Source organism: Frankia sp. ACN1ag (genome assembly GCF_001414035.1).
GTDB classification, from domain to species: Bacteria; Actinomycetota; Actinomycetes; order Frankiales; family Frankiaceae; genus Frankia; species Frankia torreyi.
In genome coordinates this window covers 48,201-63,843 of the sequence record NZ_LJPA01000016.1, presented here as the reverse complement: position 1 = coordinate 63,843, position 15,643 = coordinate 48,201, and the positions used below count along the sequence as shown (strand labels likewise).

Genomic DNA, 15,643 nt, shown 5'->3' with positions numbered 1-15,643 from the left:
ACCGGCACCGCGAGGGCCGGGTGCGTGACCGGGTACACGGCGGGCAGCCGCATACAGACCGGCCCGGCCGGCCGTTTCTCTACGGTTCCGCCAAGGTACCGCACCCTGTCGCCCGGACCGCGGTGACGCACCCCGCTCCGGGCGCGCGATGCGCAGCCGGGTCCGGCCGGCGGGCGAGCGTTGCGTGCGTCGAGATCTGGCACCGCACCCACAACGGCACTGCGCCCACAACGGCGAGAGCCCGGCGGGGTTCACCCCCACCGGGCTCTCGGTTCGGCCGCCTCAGGCGGGCGGGCCGCTGCGCACGATGCCGACGAACTCCTCGGCGACGAGGCTGGCCCCGCCGACGAGCCCGCCGTCGACGTCGGGCATGGTGAACAGCTCGCCGGCGTTCGCCGCCTTCACCGAGCCGCCGTACAGCACGCGGATGCCCGCGGCCACCGCGTCGCCGTAGAGCCGGGCGAGCTGCCCGCGCACGGCGGCGCACATGTCCTGGGCGTCCTGGGCGGACGCCGTGCGGCCGGTGCCGATCGCCCACACCGGCTCGTAGGCGATGACGATCGTCGCGGCCTGCTCGGCGGTGATCCCGGCAAGCGACCCGGTGAGCTGGCCCAGCACGTGCTCGACGTGGGTGCCGGCCGCGCGGATCTCCTCCACTTCGCCGACGCACAGGATCGGCGTGATCCCGGCGGCGTAGGCCGCCTTCGCCTTCGCGGCGACCAGGGCGTCGTCCTCGTGGTGGTCGGCGCGGCGCTCGGAATGGCCGACGACGACGTAGGAGCAGCCGAGCTTGGCCAGCATCGACCCGCTGATGTCGCCGGTGTGCGCGCCCGAGCCGTGCGGAGAGAGGTCCTGCCCGCCGTAGCCCAGGGCGAGCTTGTCGCCGTCGATCAGCGTCTGGACGCTGCGCAGGTCGGTGAACGGCGGGATGACGACGACCTCGACGGTCTCGAGCTCCGCGGGCTTGAGATCGAAGGCGATCTTCTGCACCAGCGCGATGGCCTCGAGGTGGTTGAGGTTCATCTTCCAGTTGCCGGCCACCAGTGTCCGCCGCCCGGTGCCCTTGTCCTTGCTCACGCGGTTCTTACCTTTCTCGGTACCCCGTTCGGATCGTCCCCGGCCCAGCGGTGCCATCACCGGCTCCCGGTCTCAGACATCGAGCGCCGCGAGGCCGGGCAGCGTCTTGCCCTCGAGGTACTCCAGGCTCGCCCCGCCGCCGGTGGAGATGTGGCTGAAGGCGTCGTCGGGGATGCCGAGCGTGCGCACGGCGGCGGCGGAGTCCCCGCCACCCACCACGGAGAAGCCGTCCCCGGCGGCGATCGCCTCGGCGACCCCGCGGGTGCCGGCGGCGAACGGCGCGAGCTCGAACACGCCCATCGGGCCGTTCCAGAACACGGTCGCGGCGCCGGCGAGCCGCTCGGCGAACTGCGCCGTGGACTCCGGGCCGATGTCCAGGCCGAGCCAGCCCGCCTCGATCCCGTCGGCGGCGACGACCGCCGTCTGGGCGTCGGCGGCGAAGCGGTCGGCGACGACGACGTCGGTCGGCAGCACGATCCGGTCGCCGCCCTCGGCGAGCAGGGCCTTGCAGGTGTCGATCATCTCGGACTCGAGCAGCGAGCCCCCGACGCCGTGGCCGAGGGCCGCCAGGAAGGTGAAGCACATGCCACCGCCGACGAGCAGCGCGTCGACCTTGGGCAGCAGGGCGCGGATGACCCCGAGCTTGTCCGACACCTTCGAGCCACCGAGGACCACCGCGTAGGGGCGGGCCGGGTCGGCGCTGAGCCGGCGCAGCACGTCGAGCTCGGTGAGCACCAGCCGGCCGGCCGCGTGCGGCAGGCGCTTGGGCACGTCGACGACGCTGGCGTGGGCCCGGTGGACCGCGCCGAAGGCGTCGCCGACGTAGAACTCGGCCAGGGCCGCCAGGGCGTCCGCGAACGACGCCCGGGTCACGGCGTCCTTGCTGGTCTCGCCGGGCGAGAAGCGCAGGTTCTCCAGCAGCGCCACCTCGCCGTCGCCGAGACCGGCGACGACCTCACGCGCGCGGGCGCCGGAGATGTCGCCGGTGCCGTCGCCGGCGAAGGCCACCGGCCGGCCGAGCAGCTCGCCGAGGCGGACCGCGACCGGCTCCAGCGAGTACTTGGGGTCGGGCTCGCCCTTGGGACGGCCGAGATGGGAGGTCACGATCACCCGCGCGCCACGGTCCAGCAGCGCGGCGATCGTCGGGACACTGGCGCGGACCCGGCCGTCGTCGGTGATGCGCGGGGTGTCGCCCGAACGGTCCAGCGGCACGTTCAGGTCGCTGCGGACCAGGACGCGGTGCCCGGCGACCTGTAGGTCGTCGATCGTCCTCACTCTTGGTTACTCCATTGGGTTCGAGACCGGGGAAGGGAGACGGGCGATGCTGCGAACCGCCTCCGGCGATCCCCACCGGGAACCTGGCCGGACACGCTCCGCGGCGTTGCGGTTGCGATGCGAGAGGAAGAGTGCGGGACGCAACCACGACGGCCGGGACCGCGGACGGCGGCCCCGGCCGGAACGGCGCCTTGCACCACAGCGAAACCAGTACTACAGCGAGACCAGTACTACGGCGAACCTAGAGGCGGGCGCCGACCAGGGCGGTCAGGTCGACCAGCCGGTTGGAGTAGCCCCACTCGTTGTCGTACCAGCCGACGATCTTGACCTGGTTGCCGGCGGACATCGTCAGCAGCGAGTCGAAGGTGCAGGATGCCGGGGTGTTCACGATGTCGGAGGAGACGATCGGGTCCTCGGTGTAGACCAGGTAGCCCTTGAGCGGGCCGTCGGCCGCCGCCCTGAACGCCGCGTTGACCTCGTCCTTGGTCGCCGGCGTGTTCAGCGTGGCGACCAGGTCGGTGACCGAGCCGTCGAGCACCGGCACCCGCATGGCGATGCCGTCGAGCTTGCCCTTGAGGTGCGGCAGGACCAGCGCGGTGGCCTTGGCGGCACCGGTGGTGGTCGGGATGATGTTCTGCGCCGCCGCCCGGGCCCGGCGCAGGTCCTCGTGCGGGAAGTCCAGGATGACCTGGTCGTTGGTGTAGGCGTGGATGGTGGTCATGAGGCCCTGGCTGATGCCGAACGCCTCGTCGAGGACCTTGGCCATCGGCGCCACACAGTTCGTGGTGCAGGAGGCGTTGGACAGGATGTGGTGCTTCGCCGGGTCGTAGGCGTCGTCGTTCACGCCCACGACGACGGTGATGTCCTCGTCCTTGGCCGGGGCCGAGATGATGACCTTCTTGGCACCCGCCGTGAGGTGCTTGCCCGCGTCGGCGGCCTTGGTGAACCGGCCGGTGGACTCGATGACGATGTCCACGCCCAGCTCGCCCCAGGGCAGCGCGGCCGGGTCGCGCTCGGCGAGCACCTTGATCAGGGTGTCGCCGACCCGGATGCCCTCGTCGACGACGCTGACCGGCGCGGCCAGCGTGCCCAGGGTGGTGTCGTACTTGAGAAGGTGCGCGAGGGTCTTGTTGTTGGTCAGGTCGTTGACGGCGACGATCTCAAGGTCGTCCCGCTTGCTCGCCGCGAGCGCCCGCCAGAAGTTACGGCCGATCCGCCCGAAGCCGTTGACACCCACCCGCGTAGCCACGTTCAGGACTCCCTACCGTCTTGTCTCGTCGTTTCGACGGCCACGACGCCGCTTGCGTCATGACCGGAGTTCGGTATCTCGTTGTCGAGGCAGGAGCCTAACGAGTTCGCACATCATCGGCGGTAATCCGAACCGTGCGGTGTTGGTCTCCTCACACGGGACCGCGCGTCCGTCGGGCTACCTGCTCCCACCCGGTCACGACGATGCTCCGCCTCCGGAGGTTCCCGCCGCTCCCCCACCCGGACCCCCGGGCCAGGCACGTCCCGCGCTTGCCTGTCACACCGTCCGAGCCGCTCCACCGTTCGGGCACCCCCGCGGCGCGAGGCCTGCACCGTCCCCTGCGTGCGATCCCGATGGTGCTACTCCGCGATTATTCCACGGACGTTCGGGCATCGTTGGTCCGACCTCGGCACGTTCCGCCACCAACGGGCCCTTATCAGGAATAGCGCTGATCCAGCTAGCGAAATGCCCGGAATCAACCAGATGACGCATTGTCAACACTCAGGCGTTCTCCAGCAGGTCCGGCGAGACGCTTGCCTCGGTGTTGGGGATGCCGAGTGCGTTCGCCCGCTTGTCCGCGAGCGCCAGCAGCCGCCGGATCCGCCCGGCGACGGCGTCCTTGGTCAGCGGCGGGTCGGCGAGCGCGCCGAGTTCCTCCAGGGACGCCTGGGCGTGTTCCAGGCGCAGCCGGCCCGCGGCGAGCAGGTGCTCGGGCGCGTCGTCACCGAGGATGCGCATCGCCGCCTGCACCCGCGCCCCGGCCGCGACCGCGGCGCGGGCCGAGCGGCGCAGGTTGGCGTCGTCGAAGTTCGCCAGCCGGTTCGCCGTCGCCCGGACCTCGCGGCGCATCCGCCGCTCCTCCCAGGCCATCAGGCTGTCATGGGCACCGATCTTGGTCAGCAACGCGCTGATGGCGTCCCCGTCCCGGATGACCACCCGGTCGACCCCACGCACGTCGCGGCTCTTGGCCTGCACACCGAGCCGCCGCGCCGCCCCGACCAGCGCGAGCGCCGCCTCCGGACCGGGCGAGGTCACCTCGAGCGAGCAGGACCGGCCAGGTTCCGTCAGCGACCCATGGGCGAGGAACGCACCCCGCCATGCCGCCGCCGCGTCGCAGGCCGAGCCGGTGACGACCTGCGGCGGCAGCCCGCGGACGGGCCGGCCACGCTGGTCGAGCAGCCCCGTCGAGCGGGCGAGTTGTTCACCGTCGCGTTCGACCCGCACGATGTAGCGCACCGAGCGGCGCAGCCCCCCGGCGGCGAGCACCGCCACCGTGGACGGGAAGCCGAAGACCTCGGCGACCTCCCGACGCAGCCGACGCGCGGTCGCACCCGTATCCAGCTCCGCCTCCACCACGATGCGGCCCCCGACGATGTGCAGCCCCCCACCGAAACGCAGCAGGGCTGCCATCTCGGCCCGCCGGCAACAGGGCTTCGCGACCCGTAGCCGGCTCAGTTCGTCCTTGACGGTGGCCGTCATCGCCGCCACACCGATCACTCCTTGGCTTCACCGAATGGGGTCCGGCGAACGGCGCCGCCGGACGATGGGTACTTCGTGACCGGCCGCCGGCTGACCCCCGCGGACGGCGCCCGCGGCACCGACGGGGCCGGCGGCCCGGACGGCCCGGTGCGGACGGCCGGCGACGCCGCCGCGGACTGTGCGCCCGCTTCGGACCGTGCGCCCGCTCCGGACCGTGCGCCCGCTCCGGACCGTGCGAACACTGCACGGAAGGCCTCGGCAAGGCGGGCCGGGTCGTGCACGGGTGCGCCGGGCACCCGCACCGGCGCGAGATGCAGCCGGGCGCCGAGATCCGCCGCGGCCCGCGCCAGCGGGTCGGGCTCGGGCACGGCACTCGGATCGGCGATCACGACGTCCAGGCGCAGCCCGGGCACGTGCCGGCGCAGGGCGTCGAGGTGGGCCTGCGGGGTGTACCCGGCGGTCTCCCCCGGCTGGGCGGCCAGGTTGAGGACCATCAGCGTGCGCGCCCGCGAGGTGGTGATCGCCTGCCGCATCCCAGGCACCAGCAGGTGCGGCAGCATGCTCGTGTAAAGCGAGCCCGGGCCGAGCACGAGCCAGTCGGCCGCGTGGGCCGCCGCCACCGCCTCCGCGCAGGCCGCCGGTTCCGCCGGTGCGAGCCGGACACCGGCCACCCGTCCCGCCGTGGTGGCAACTGCGGCCTGCCCGCGTACCTCGGTCACCGCCCCCGGTACGGCCGGGTCCAACCCGAGGACGTCGGCGACGATGTCGATGCCCGCGGTGGACAGCGGCAGTACCCGACCCCGCGCCCCGAGCAGGCCGGCGGCGAGATCGAGGGCGGCAACCGGGGAGCCGGTGTGCTCGGCCAGCCCGGTCAGCACCAGGTTCCCCACGGCGTGCCCGGCCAGCGAGCCGGAGCCGGCGAACCGGTGTTGGAAGAGCTCCGCCCAGGTCGCCGGCGGGCCGTCCGGGCCGGCGAGCGCGGCCAGCGCCATCCGCAGGTCCCCCATGGGCAGCGCGCCGAGCTCCGCTCGCAACCGCCCCGATGATCCGCCGTCGTCGCCGACGGTAACCACCGCCGTCAGCGCCGAGGTGAGCTGGCGCAGCGCGGCCAGCGAGGCGGCGAGCCCGTGGCCGCCGCCGAAGGCGACGACCGCCGGCTCCAGCCCGGCGCCCGCGTCCTCGACGGCCTGGACGGCCTCAGGGGCCACGGCGACCCCAGTGACCCCGGCGCCCTCAGCGCCCCCGGTGGCCCCAGCGCCCTCAGCGGCCCGGGGGTCACGGCCGGGGCCGGTGGGCTTCGGCACGCTCACTCCCGTCCCAGATCGCGGTGCACGACCCGGACCCCGACGCCGTCGGCGGCCAGTCGCGCGCCGAGCTGCTCGGCCATCGCCACGCTGCGGTGCTTGCCGCCGGTACACCCGACCGCGAGGGTCAGGTACCGCTTGCCCTCCCGCGCATAGCCCTCCCCGACCAGGCGCAGCAGGGCCGCGTACTGGTCAAGGAACTCCTGCGCCCCGGGTTGGGCGAGGACATAACTACGCACCTGCGGATCCCGCCCGGTGTAGGGGCGCAGCTCCTCCACCCAGTGCGGATTGGGCAGGAATCGGCAGTCGGCGACGAGGTCGGCGTCCAGCGGCAGCCCGTACTTGTACCCGAACGACACCACGGTGGCGTTGAGCCGGTTCGCGCCCGGCTGCCCGAACGCCGCATCGATCTTCGACCGCAGCTCGTGGACGTTCAGGTCCGTGGTGTCGAGGACGAGATCGGCCTCGCCACGCAGCTCGGCGAGCAGCGCCCGTTCCCGGCCGATGCCGTCGACCACGCGCTCGTCGCCCTGCAGCGGATGCGGCCGGCGGACGTGGTCGAACCGCCGGATGAGCGCGTCGTCGCTGGCTTCGAGGAAGAGCATCCGGGGATGCATGCCGCGGGCGTCCAGCGCCGCGACCGCTGCCCGCAGGTCGGAGAAGAACGCCCGGCCGCGGACGTCCACGACCACGGCGATCCGGCTGACCGCGCCCCCGGAGCGGTGGCCGAGCTCCGCCATGGTGGACAGCAGGGCCGGCGGCAGGTTGTCGACGACGAACCAGCCGAGGTCCTCCAGGCACTTGGCCGCGGTGCTGCGCCCCGCGCCGGACAGGCCGGTGATGATGGCGAGGTCGAGGGTCGGGGTGGTCATGACGGCCTTCCCGAGTCGGCGTGGTGCAGGGCGCGTGCCGCCGCGGCGGGATCGTCCGCCGCGGGCGCCGGTGCGGTCAGCACCGGGTCGGGTTCCGGCGCGGGCGCCGGTGGCGCCTCGTCGAGGATCTCACCGGTGCGAGGGTCGACGGCGGGGGTGGGGGCGGCGGCGGTGCCCGGCGCGGACCGGCCGAGCGCCGTGAGGATCGCCGCGGCGGTGCGCGGCCCGATCCCGGGCACCTGGGCGATCTCCTCGGCGCTCGCCGCCCGCACCTTCGCCACCGAGCCGAACTGCCGCAACAGCGCCTTGCGCCGGGTCTCCCCGAGGCCGGGCACGTCGTCGAGAGCGGAGGTCACCATCGCGGCGGACCGCTTCTGCCGGTGGTAGGTGATGGCGAAACGATGCGCCTCGTCCCGGACCCGCTGCAACAGGTACAGCGCCTCGGAGGCGCGCGGCAGGATCACCGGCTCCGCGGAGTCGGGCAGCCAGACCTCCTCCAGCCGCTTCGCGAGCCCGCACAGCGCCACCCCGCCGGGCCCCGTGTCGATGCCGAGCTCGTCGAGGGCTCGGGCGGCCGCGGCGACCTGCGGGGGGCCACCGTCGACGACGACGAGGTTCGGCGGGTAGGCGAACTTGCGGGGTCGGCCGGTGTCCGGGTCGATCGACTGCGCCGCGCCCGTCGGCCCGGCCCGGCCCCGCCCGTCCCGCACGCCCGCCTCGGCACCGGCAGGGACGTCGCCCGCGAGGTCGCCAGTCTGATCGGCGGTGGAAGCGGCGGTGGGGCCGACGGCGAGATCCTCCACGGGGTCGACGATGTCGACGAGTTCCCCCGTGCGGGACCGCTCGGCGAGGTACCGGGAGAACCGGCGGTGGATGGTCTCGTACATGCTGGCGACGTCGTCCTGCCCGGCGTCCGGCCGCCCGTGCTCGCGGCCGGCGCCCGCGCCGCCGCGGATGGAGAACCGGCGGTACTCCGACTTGCGCGCCAACCCGTCCTCGAAGACGACCATGCTCGCGACGACGTTGGTGCCCTGGATGTTCGACACGTCGTAGCACTCGATGCGCAGCGGCGCGTCCGGCAGCTCCAGGGCCTCCTGGAGCTCGGCGAGCGCCCGGCTGCGCGCGGTCAGGTCGCTGGCCCGCTTCGTGCGGTGCAGCGTCAGCGCCTGGCGGGCGTTGCGCTCCACGGTCTCCAGCAGGGTGCGCTTGTCGCCGCGGCGCGGCACCCGGACCTCGACCCGGCCGCCGCGGGCGACGCTGAGCAGCTCGGCCACGGCGTCCGCGTCCGGGGGCAGGGCGGGCACGAGAATCTCGCGCGGGATGCCCGCGCCCTGCGGGTCCGTGCGCGGCGACCGGGCCGGCGGCGTGGGCCCGGCGGCCCGAGCGGCAGCCACGACGGCGGCATCCGATGCGCCGGCCTGCCCGGCCTGCCCGGGGGGAACGGGGGGAACGGCGCCGGCGGTGGTGAGCGAGGTGCCCTCCAGGTACTCCTGGGTGAGGAACTGCTCCACGAGGTCGGCCGTGGTCACCTCGTCGAGCTTGTCGACCACNCAGCCGCGTTGCCCGCGCACGCGACCACCGCGAACATAGAAGATCGCGACCGCGGCCTCCAGCTCGTCCTCGGCGAAGGCGATCACGTCGGCGTCGGTGCCGTCGGGCAGCACGACGGCCTGCTTCTCGATGGCGCGCCGCAGGGCGCCGGCGTCGTCGCGCAGCCGCGCGGCCCGCTCGTACTCCTGGGCCGAGGCGGCCTGCTGCATCTCCTGCTCGAGCCGGCGCAGGTAGCGGCCGGTCTGACCGGACATGAAGTCGCAGAAGTCGTCGACGATCTCCCGGTGGGTCTCGGCATCCACCCGGCCGACGCAGGGCGCCGAGCAGCGGTCGATGTAGCCGAGCAGGCACGGCCGGCCGACCTGCCCGGCCCGCTTGAACACCCCCGCCGAGCAGGTGCGCGCGGGGAAGACGCGCAGCAGCAGGTCGAGGGTCTCCCGGATCGCCCAGGCGTGGGCGTACGGACCGAAGTACCGCACACCCTTGCGCTTCGGTCCCCGCATGACCTGCAGACGCGGGAACTCCTCGTGGAGGGTCACCGCGAGGCTCGGGTAGCTCTTGTCGTCGCGGTACCGGACGTTGAAGCGCGGATCGAACTCCTTGATCCACGTGTACTCGAGCTGGAGGGCCTCGACCTCCGTGGAGACCACGGTCCAGTCGACCGCGCTGGCGGCCTGGACCATGTGCTGGGTACGCGGGTGGAGCGTGTGCAGATCGGCGAAGTAGTTGGCCAGCCGGGCCCGCAGGTTCTTGGCCTTGCCCACGTAGAGCACACGGCCGTGCTCGTCGCGGAAGCGGTAGACGCCGGGGGTCTCGGGAATCGAGCCCGGCGCGGGTCGGTAGGACGCCGGATCAGCCATGAACCGAGCCTACGGCGACCATCATCCCGCATGAGCAGCGCCTGCACGTAACCATTTCATCACGCATAGCGCGCAACCTCATCGGCGGGCCCTCTCGAAGCGTGGCAGAAGGATGACAGCAGGCGACAGATCCTGAAGCTGGTCGTGATTAATCCCGGACTTTCCGTTGTTTCTGGTGCCCCCACTGGCGTCCGGCGCGGGGGGCTGCGACCCTCGACACATCGGGCAAGCGAACCGAGGGAGCCAGCTCGTGCTTGGTGAGGACGTCACGGCGGAGTTCGTCGTGGACGACGCGGCCAGCCGTGGGCGGGTGACGGTGTTCCAGATCTGCTGGCGTGCGTGCGATCCGCTGGCCGTGTCCATGACCCTGGTGTCCAGGCCGGAGCACCCCGCGCTGCCGCAGGGGAGCTGGGTCGCCCCCCGCGACGCCCTGCGTGCCGGGCTGGAGGCGGCGGTCGGCGACGGCGATGTGCGGATCGGCCCCGACCCCGGGGAGGGCGGCGTCCGGCTGGACCTGGTCGACGGGGATCGCCACTCCGTCGTGGTCCTCGCGACGGCGTCGCTGCGCAGCTTCCTGGACCGCACCGAACGGCTGGTGCCGACCGGCCAGGAGCACACCGAGCAGGAGCTGGACACCGTCCTGGCGAACCTGCTCCAGACCTGATCTCCCCGGCCCCGGGCGGCCGCACCGCGGACCCGCGCGGTCGACGGATCCCCGCCCGGCGCCGGCCACCCTGTGGCCCGCCGGGCGGCCGGCGCGCCTCTCAGCGGGCCGCCGCTTCGGCGAGCCTGCGCCGCCGAGCGCCTCCCCCACCACCGGCCTCGGCCGCCGCCCCGCCGGCGGCCGGGACCCGGTCGCCGAGGATCTCCCGAAGGAAGACCGCGGTGTGGCTCTCCTCGACTGCGGCAACGGTCTCGGGCGAGCCCTGGGCGACGACCCGACCGCCGCCGGTGCCGCCCTCCGGCCCCATGTCGATGATCCAGTCCGCCGTCTTGATGACGTCGAGGTTGTGCTCGATCACGATCACCGTGTTGCCGGCGTCGACGAGCCGGCCGANCACCCCGAGCAGCTTGCGGATGTCCTCGAAGTGCAGCCCGGTCGTCGGCTCGTCGAGGACGTAGACGGTCCGGCCGGTGGAGCGCCGCTGCAGCTCGGAGGCGAGCTTGACCCGCTGCGCCTCGCCGCCGGACAGCGTCGGCGCCGACTGGCCGAGGCGGACGTAGCCGAGTCCGACGTCGTTGAGCGTGCGCAGGTGACGGGCGATCGCCGGCACCGCGGCGAAGAACTCGGCCGCCTCCTCGATCGGCATGTCGAGGACCTCGGCGATGTTGCGCCCCTTGTAGTGGACCTCGAGGGTCTCCCGGTTGTAGCGGGCACCATGACAGACCTCACACGGCACGTACACGTCCGGCAGGAAGTTCATCTCGATCTTGATGGTGCCGTCGCCGGAGCACGCCTCGCAGCGGCCGCCCTTGACGTTGAACGAGAACCGGCCCGGCAGGTACCCGCGGACCTTGGCCTCGGTCGTCTCGGCGAACAGGCGGCGGATGTGGTCGAACACGCCGGTGTAGGTGGCCGGGTTGGACCGCGGGGTCCGCCCGATCGGCGACTGGTCGACCCTGACTGCCTTGTCGAGGTGGTCGAGGCCGCTGACGGTCCGGTGCCGGCCGGGCACCTCGCGGGCGCCGTTGAGCTTGTTGGCCAGCACGGCGGCGAGGATGTCGTTGACAAGGGTGGACTTGCCCGACCCGGACACCCCGGTGACGGCCACGAAGCAGCCCAGCGGGAACGAGACCGTGACGTCGCGCAGGTTGTGCTCGCGGGCGGCGTGCACCGTCAGCGCCCGCCCCTTCGTCGGCACCCGGCGGATGTCGGGCACCGGGATCTGGCGCCGGCCGGAGAGGTAGGCGCCGGTCATCGACTCCTCGCTGGCGAGCAGCTCCGCCACCGGCCCGGAGACGACGACCCGCCCGCCGTGCTCACCCGCGCCGGGGCCGATGTCGACCACCCAGTCGGAGGCCCGGATGGTGTCCTCGTCGTGCTCGACGACGATGAGCGTGTTGCCCAGGTCACGCAGCCGCAGCAGGGTCTGGATGAGCCGACGGTTGTCCCGCTGGTGCAGCCCGATCGACGGCTCGTCGAGCACATAGAGCACCCCGACGAGGCCGGAGCCGATCTGGGTGGCCAGCCGGATGCGCTGCGCCTCCCCGCCGGCGAGGGTGCCGGCGGCCCGGTCGAGGGAGAGGTAGTCGAGCCCGACGTCGAGCAGGAACGTCAGCCGCGCGTCGACCTCCTTGAGCACCCGCCCGGCGATCGTCCGCTCCCGCTCGCTGAGCTCCAGCCCGCGCAGGAACTCGGCGCACTCGCCGATCGCCATCCCGGCGACCTCCGCGATGGACCGGCCGCCGACCGTGACGGCCAGCGACTCGGGCTTGAGCCGGGCCCCGCGGCAGGCCGGGCAGGGCACGTCGCGCATGTAGCCCTCGTACCGCTCGCGGCTGCTGTCCGACTCGGCCTCCCGGTGGCGGCGGCCGATGAAGCCGATGACCCCCTCGAACGACGTGTAGTAGGNCCGCTTACGGCCGTAGCGGTTGGTGTAGCCGACGTGGATCTCGGTCTCGCCGCTGCCGTGCAGCACCGCCGTGCGGGCCCGCTCGGGCAGCCCCTCCCAGGGGGTGTCCATCCGGAAGCTGAGGTCCTCGGCGAGGGCGGTGAGCAGCCGCTCGAAGTACTCCTTGTTGTGCCCGCCGGCCCACGGCGCCACGGCACCCTGGGCCAGGGAGAGGGTCGGGTCGGGCACGACGAGCTCCGGGTCGACCTCCTTGCGGGTACCGATGCCGGTGCAGTCGGGGCAGGCGCCGTAGGGCGAGTTGAACGAGAACGACCGCGGCTCGAGCTCCTCGAAGGACAGGTCGTCATAGAGGCAGGCGAGGTGCTCGGAGTACATCCGCTCGCGCTCGGGGTCGTCGGCGGCCCGGTCGACGAAGTCGACGAGGACCAGGCCGCCACCCAGGCGCAGCGCCGTCTCCACCGAGTCGGTCAGGCGCCGCTTGGCCGACTCCTTGGCCGCCAGCCGGTCGACCACGACCTCGATCGTGTGCTTGCGCTGCTTCTCCAGCTTCGGCACGTCGGTGAGCGCCACGACGGTGCCGTCGACGCGGGCCCGGGCGAACCCGGAGCTCTGCAGCTCGGCGAACAGGTCGAGGTACTCGCCCTTGCGCCCGCGGACCACCGGCGCGAGCACCTGGAAGCGGGTGCCCTCGGGCAGCTCCAGCAGCCGGTCCACGATCTGCTGCGGGGTCTGCCGGGAGATCGGCCGCCCGCACTTCGGACAGTGCGGCCGGCNGGCGCGGGCGAACAGCAGACGCAGGTAGTCGTACACCTCGGTGATCGTGCCGACGGTGGAACGGGGGTTGCGCGAGGTGGACTTCTGGTCGATGGAGACCGCCGGGGACAACCCCTCGATGAAGTCCACGTCGGGCTTGTCCATCTGGCCGAGGAACTGGCGGGCGTAGGCCGACAACGACTCCACGTAGCGCCGCTGCCCCTCGGCGAAGATGGTGTCGAAGGCAAGGCTGGACTTGCCGGACCCCGACATGCCGGTGAAGACGATCAGCCCGTCGCGGGGCAGGTCGAGATCGACATCGCGGAGGTTGTGCTCACGCGCGCCACGCACGACAAGACGGTCGGCCATCGTCGATCCCTCATGATCTTCCGGAAAATCGGACCTGGGCGAGTGTGGCCATGCTACGGATGGGGACTGACAGTTTTTCCACGGCCGGTCGCCGGCGCCGCCCGCCGGGCACCCGCCCGCGCGCCGGCGGTACGGCCGTCACCCGACGGAAAGTAACGACCTGCCCGAAGTGGGTGTTCCGCGCCCGGCGTGGTCCCACGCCGGTCCGCGGTGTCGGCGAGCCACCGGGCGCCGACAATCACTTCAGGCGGGCGCGACCATCGCGGGCGGACGTGATGCCCGAGCAGACCCGGCCGTTCGCCCGGAGAGGGGAACACCCATGAGCGACGCCCACGGCGACGAGGCCGGCGCGACCACCACCGGCGGCTACACCGGGAAGGTCACCGTCGGTGGCCCGGCGGACACCCGGCCCCTGCCCGGCCTGACGGTGACCAAGGTCGCCGTCGGCCCGGCGGACAACAACGCCTACCTGCTGCGCTGCCCCGTCACCGGGGAGCAGCTCCTCATCGACGCCGCGAACGAGGCCGACACGCTGCTGCGGCTGATCGGCGACGCGGGCCTCGCCACGGTGGTCACCAGTCACCGGCACGCCGACCACGTCCAGGCGCTCGCCGAGGTCGTGGCCGCCACCGGCGCGACCACGGTCGCCCACGCCGACGACGCCCCTCGGATCCCCGTGCCCACCGCCCGGGTCGTGCACGACGGAGACGAGATCACCGTGGGCCGGGCGACCCTGCGGGCGATCCACCTGGTCGGCCACACCCCCGGCTCGATCGCCCTGCTCTACGACGCCGACCCCGCCGCCCCGCACCTCTTCACCGGCGACTGCCTGTTCCCCGGCGGCCCGGGCAACACGTTCGGTGACGCCGACGCCTTCGTCACGCTGATGGACGACCTGGAGCGCAAGGTGTTCGGCCCCCTGCCGGACACCACCTGGATCTACCCGGNCCACGGCTTCGACTCCACCCTCGGCGCCGAACGCCCCCACCTCGCCGAATGGCGCGCCCGCGGCTGGTGACCGTCCCAGGGGGTGCCGGACGCGGCGGCCCGCCGATCGTGCCGCCGACGACCGGCTCAGAGGGTGTTGCCCACGGGGCGCCACGGCTCGGCGTCGGGAGTCTCGGCTCCGCCCGTGCTGCGGGTGAAGGTGAGATGCTCGGTGCCGCTCTCGGCGGTCTCCACTCTCACCGCGTAGTTCTGTTCGAGGCCGCGCAGCTCGTCCCAGAGGCGAACGCCGCCACCAAGAAGGATCGGGGCGATGGCAACGTGGAGGGCGTCGATCAGGCCGGCCTTGAGGAAGTCGCGGACCACGGTCGGTCCGCCGCCGATCCGGACGTCGAGCCCGCGGGCGGCCTCCACCGCCAGCCGGAGCGCCTCCTCGGGCGTGGCCGCCAGGAAGTCGACCCGAAGCCGTCGAGCGAGATGTTCAGGTCGGCGCGCACCTTCATCAGCAGTCCCATCCTCGTGATCGCGTGAACGACTCACCGCCGCGCGGAGGACCATGGCCGACCGGCACCGGCACCGCGATCAACGGCTCGTGGCCGGGCATCGCCCGGCTCAGGACGCCAGGGCGAACTCCAGGGTTGCCTGGGCGAGGTCGCGCAGGAACCGGTCACGGTCGAAGGCGTCGCCGTCGTCGGCCAGATCTGGCGGCGGCGAGTTCATGAAGCTGAAGTGACCCGCGTTCGGCACGATGCGCAGCTCGACGTCGGCCGGCGCGCTCTTCAGCAGGATAGCTTGGTCGACGGGTGTGACGGTATCCAGCTCGGCGGCGTAGACCAGCATGGGAACCGTCACCGCGGCCAGGGCACCGGGAGCGGCGAACCAGCCGGTGGCGGGCGCCCACAGGGCGAGCCGGCTGACCCGAGGTTCCCGCGGCACGTCCAACGGCGTGCCGTCCCGCTCCCAGGGCGTCGCTCCGGCCAGGCAGAGGGCGGCCCAGCCGCCGATGGAGTGGCCTATCGCCACGACGGTCGCGTCCGCGGGTGCCTCTCGGCGCAGCGCTTCGACCAGCCCGGCCGGACGGGCGAGCAACTCGGCCGTAGCCGCCTCCCGCCCGGCCATGCGCTCGAAGCGGGGCGCGACGACCCGGCAGCCATGGGCGGCGAGGTGGTCCAGGAGCGGTCGGTAACGCTGCGGGTCGCCGCCCGCGCCGGTGGCGAAGAGCACGACGCGCTCGGGCTCGGCCGGACCGAGCGTCAGGATGTCCATGTCGTTCCTCCACCACGCGCGGTCCGCCGGCGAGACCCGTCACCCCGCCCAGCAGGTCCTGATGCCGCAT

10 protein-coding genes and 7 pseudogenes are annotated in these 15,643 nt (G+C 73.1%); 3 read left to right on the top strand and 14 right to left on the bottom strand.

The genetic code is table 11. From position 1 onward, the window contains the following. Positions 1-282: 282 nt before the first annotated feature. From tpiA to uvrC (UK82_RS38190), 8 genes and pseudogenes are all read right to left on the bottom strand, one after another. Positions 283-1,134, bottom strand: a complete 852-nt coding sequence (gene tpiA, locus UK82_RS16165) for a triose-phosphate isomerase (protein WP_255354306.1) — start codon at positions 1,132-1,134, stop codon at positions 283-285. 15 nt (positions 1,135-1,149) lie between these two features. Further along, a complete protein-coding gene (locus UK82_RS16160) occupies positions 1,150-2,352 on the bottom strand; it encodes a phosphoglycerate kinase (RefSeq protein ID WP_044884739.1) in 1,203 nt (400 codons plus the stop codon). A 241-nt stretch (positions 2,353-2,593) separates the two neighbouring features. Further along, positions 2,594-3,601, bottom strand: coding sequence for a type I glyceraldehyde-3-phosphate dehydrogenase (gene gap / locus UK82_RS16155; RefSeq protein ID WP_044884740.1), 1,008 nt, complete (start codon positions 3,599-3,601; stop codon positions 2,594-2,596). 501 nt (positions 3,602-4,102) lie between these two features. Beyond that, positions 4,103-5,080 carry a DNA-binding protein WhiA gene (gene whiA / locus UK82_RS16150; protein ID WP_173667303.1) on the bottom strand — a complete coding sequence of 326 codons (978 nt, stop codon included), beginning with the start codon at positions 5,078-5,080 and terminating at the stop codon, positions 4,103-4,105. 14 nt (positions 5,081-5,094) lie between these two features. Then, the gene (yvcK, locus tag UK82_RS16145; protein WP_152989915.1) at positions 5,095-6,288 is read right to left on the bottom strand and encodes a uridine diphosphate-N-acetylglucosamine-binding protein YvcK; all 1,194 of its coding nucleotides are present in this window, start codon (positions 6,286-6,288) and stop codon (positions 5,095-5,097) included. A 98-nt stretch (positions 6,289-6,386) separates the two neighbouring features. Next, positions 6,387-7,256, bottom strand: coding sequence for an RNase adapter RapZ (rapZ, locus tag UK82_RS16140; protein ID WP_009399441.1), 870 nt, complete (start codon positions 7,254-7,256; stop codon positions 6,387-6,389). Then, positions 7,253-8,806, bottom strand: a pseudogene (gene uvrC / locus UK82_RS38195) (excinuclease ABC subunit UvrC); the annotation flags it as partial. The gene rapZ and the pseudogene uvrC (UK82_RS38195), both read right to left, overlap by 4 nt. A 1-nt stretch (position 8,807) precedes the next feature. Next, a partial coding sequence (uvrC, locus tag UK82_RS38190) for an excinuclease ABC subunit UvrC (RefSeq protein WP_236706003.1) occupies positions 8,808-9,667 on the bottom strand: 860 nt, incomplete at its 3' end. A gap of 250 nt (positions 9,668-9,917) precedes the next feature. Between uvrC (UK82_RS38190) and UK82_RS16130 the strand changes: the two genes are divergently transcribed. Continuing rightward, a complete protein-coding gene (locus UK82_RS16130; RefSeq protein ID WP_044884742.1) occupies positions 9,918-10,331 on the top strand; it encodes an SsgA family sporulation/cell division regulator in 414 nt (137 codons plus the stop codon). A 100-nt stretch (positions 10,332-10,431) separates the two neighbouring features. Here UK82_RS16130 and UK82_RS38185 read toward each other — a convergent pair. From UK82_RS38185 to UK82_RS38170, 4 pseudogenes are all read right to left on the bottom strand, one after another. After that, positions 10,432-10,724 (bottom strand): annotated as a pseudogene (locus tag UK82_RS38185) (hypothetical protein); the annotation flags it as partial. A gap of 1 nt (position 10,725) precedes the next feature. Then, positions 10,726-12,239 (bottom strand): annotated as a pseudogene (gene uvrA / locus UK82_RS38180) (excinuclease ABC subunit UvrA); the annotation flags it as partial. Position 12,240: 1 nt separating this feature from the next. Then, positions 12,241-13,013: pseudogene (locus UK82_RS38175) on the bottom strand (excinuclease ABC subunit A); the annotation flags it as partial. Position 13,014: 1 nt separating this feature from the next. Further along, positions 13,015-13,362 (bottom strand): annotated as a pseudogene (locus tag UK82_RS38170) (excinuclease ABC subunit A); the annotation flags it as partial. 319 nt (positions 13,363-13,681) lie between these two features. Here UK82_RS38170 and UK82_RS16120 point away from each other — a divergent pair. Together UK82_RS16120 and UK82_RS41855 are read left to right on the top strand one after the other, a co-directional pair. Further along, a pseudogene (locus UK82_RS16120) lies at positions 13,682-14,309 on the top strand (MBL fold metallo-hydrolase); the annotation flags it as partial. 1 nt (position 14,310) lies between these two features. Then, positions 14,311-14,380: pseudogene (locus UK82_RS41855) on the top strand (MBL fold metallo-hydrolase); the annotation flags it as partial. Between the two features lie 56 nt (positions 14,381-14,436). On the opposite strand, the gene UK82_RS16115 reads toward UK82_RS41855, so the two are convergent. Beyond that, complete coding sequence (locus tag UK82_RS16115; RefSeq protein ID WP_082121802.1) at positions 14,437-14,865, bottom strand: dihydrofolate reductase family protein; 429 nt, start codon at positions 14,863-14,865, stop codon at positions 14,437-14,439. Between the two features lie 54 nt (positions 14,866-14,919). After that, entirely contained in the window at positions 14,920-15,573 is a 654-nt protein-coding gene (locus UK82_RS16110; RefSeq protein ID WP_044884745.1) for an alpha/beta hydrolase, read from the bottom strand. Positions 15,574-15,643 lie beyond the last annotated feature (70 nt).

Coding starts and splice junctions, on each gene's coding strand:
- tpiA (WP_255354306.1), bottom strand. CDS start 1,134: ATGGCACCGCTGGGCCGGGGACGATCCGAACGGGGTACCGAGAAAGGT.
- whiA (WP_173667303.1), bottom strand. CDS start 5,080: ATGACGGCCACCGTCAAGGACGAACTGAGCCGGCTACGGGTCGCGAAG.
- rapZ (WP_009399441.1), bottom strand. CDS start 7,256: ATGACCACCCCGACCCTCGACCTCGCCATCATCACCGGCCTGTCCGGC.
- UK82_RS16115 (WP_082121802.1), bottom strand. CDS start 14,865: ATGGTCCTCCGCGCGGCGGTGAGTCGTTCACGCGATCACGAGGATGGG.
- UK82_RS16110 (WP_044884745.1), bottom strand. CDS start 15,573: ATGGACATCCTGACGCTCGGTCCGGCCGAGCCCGAGCGCGTCGTGCTC.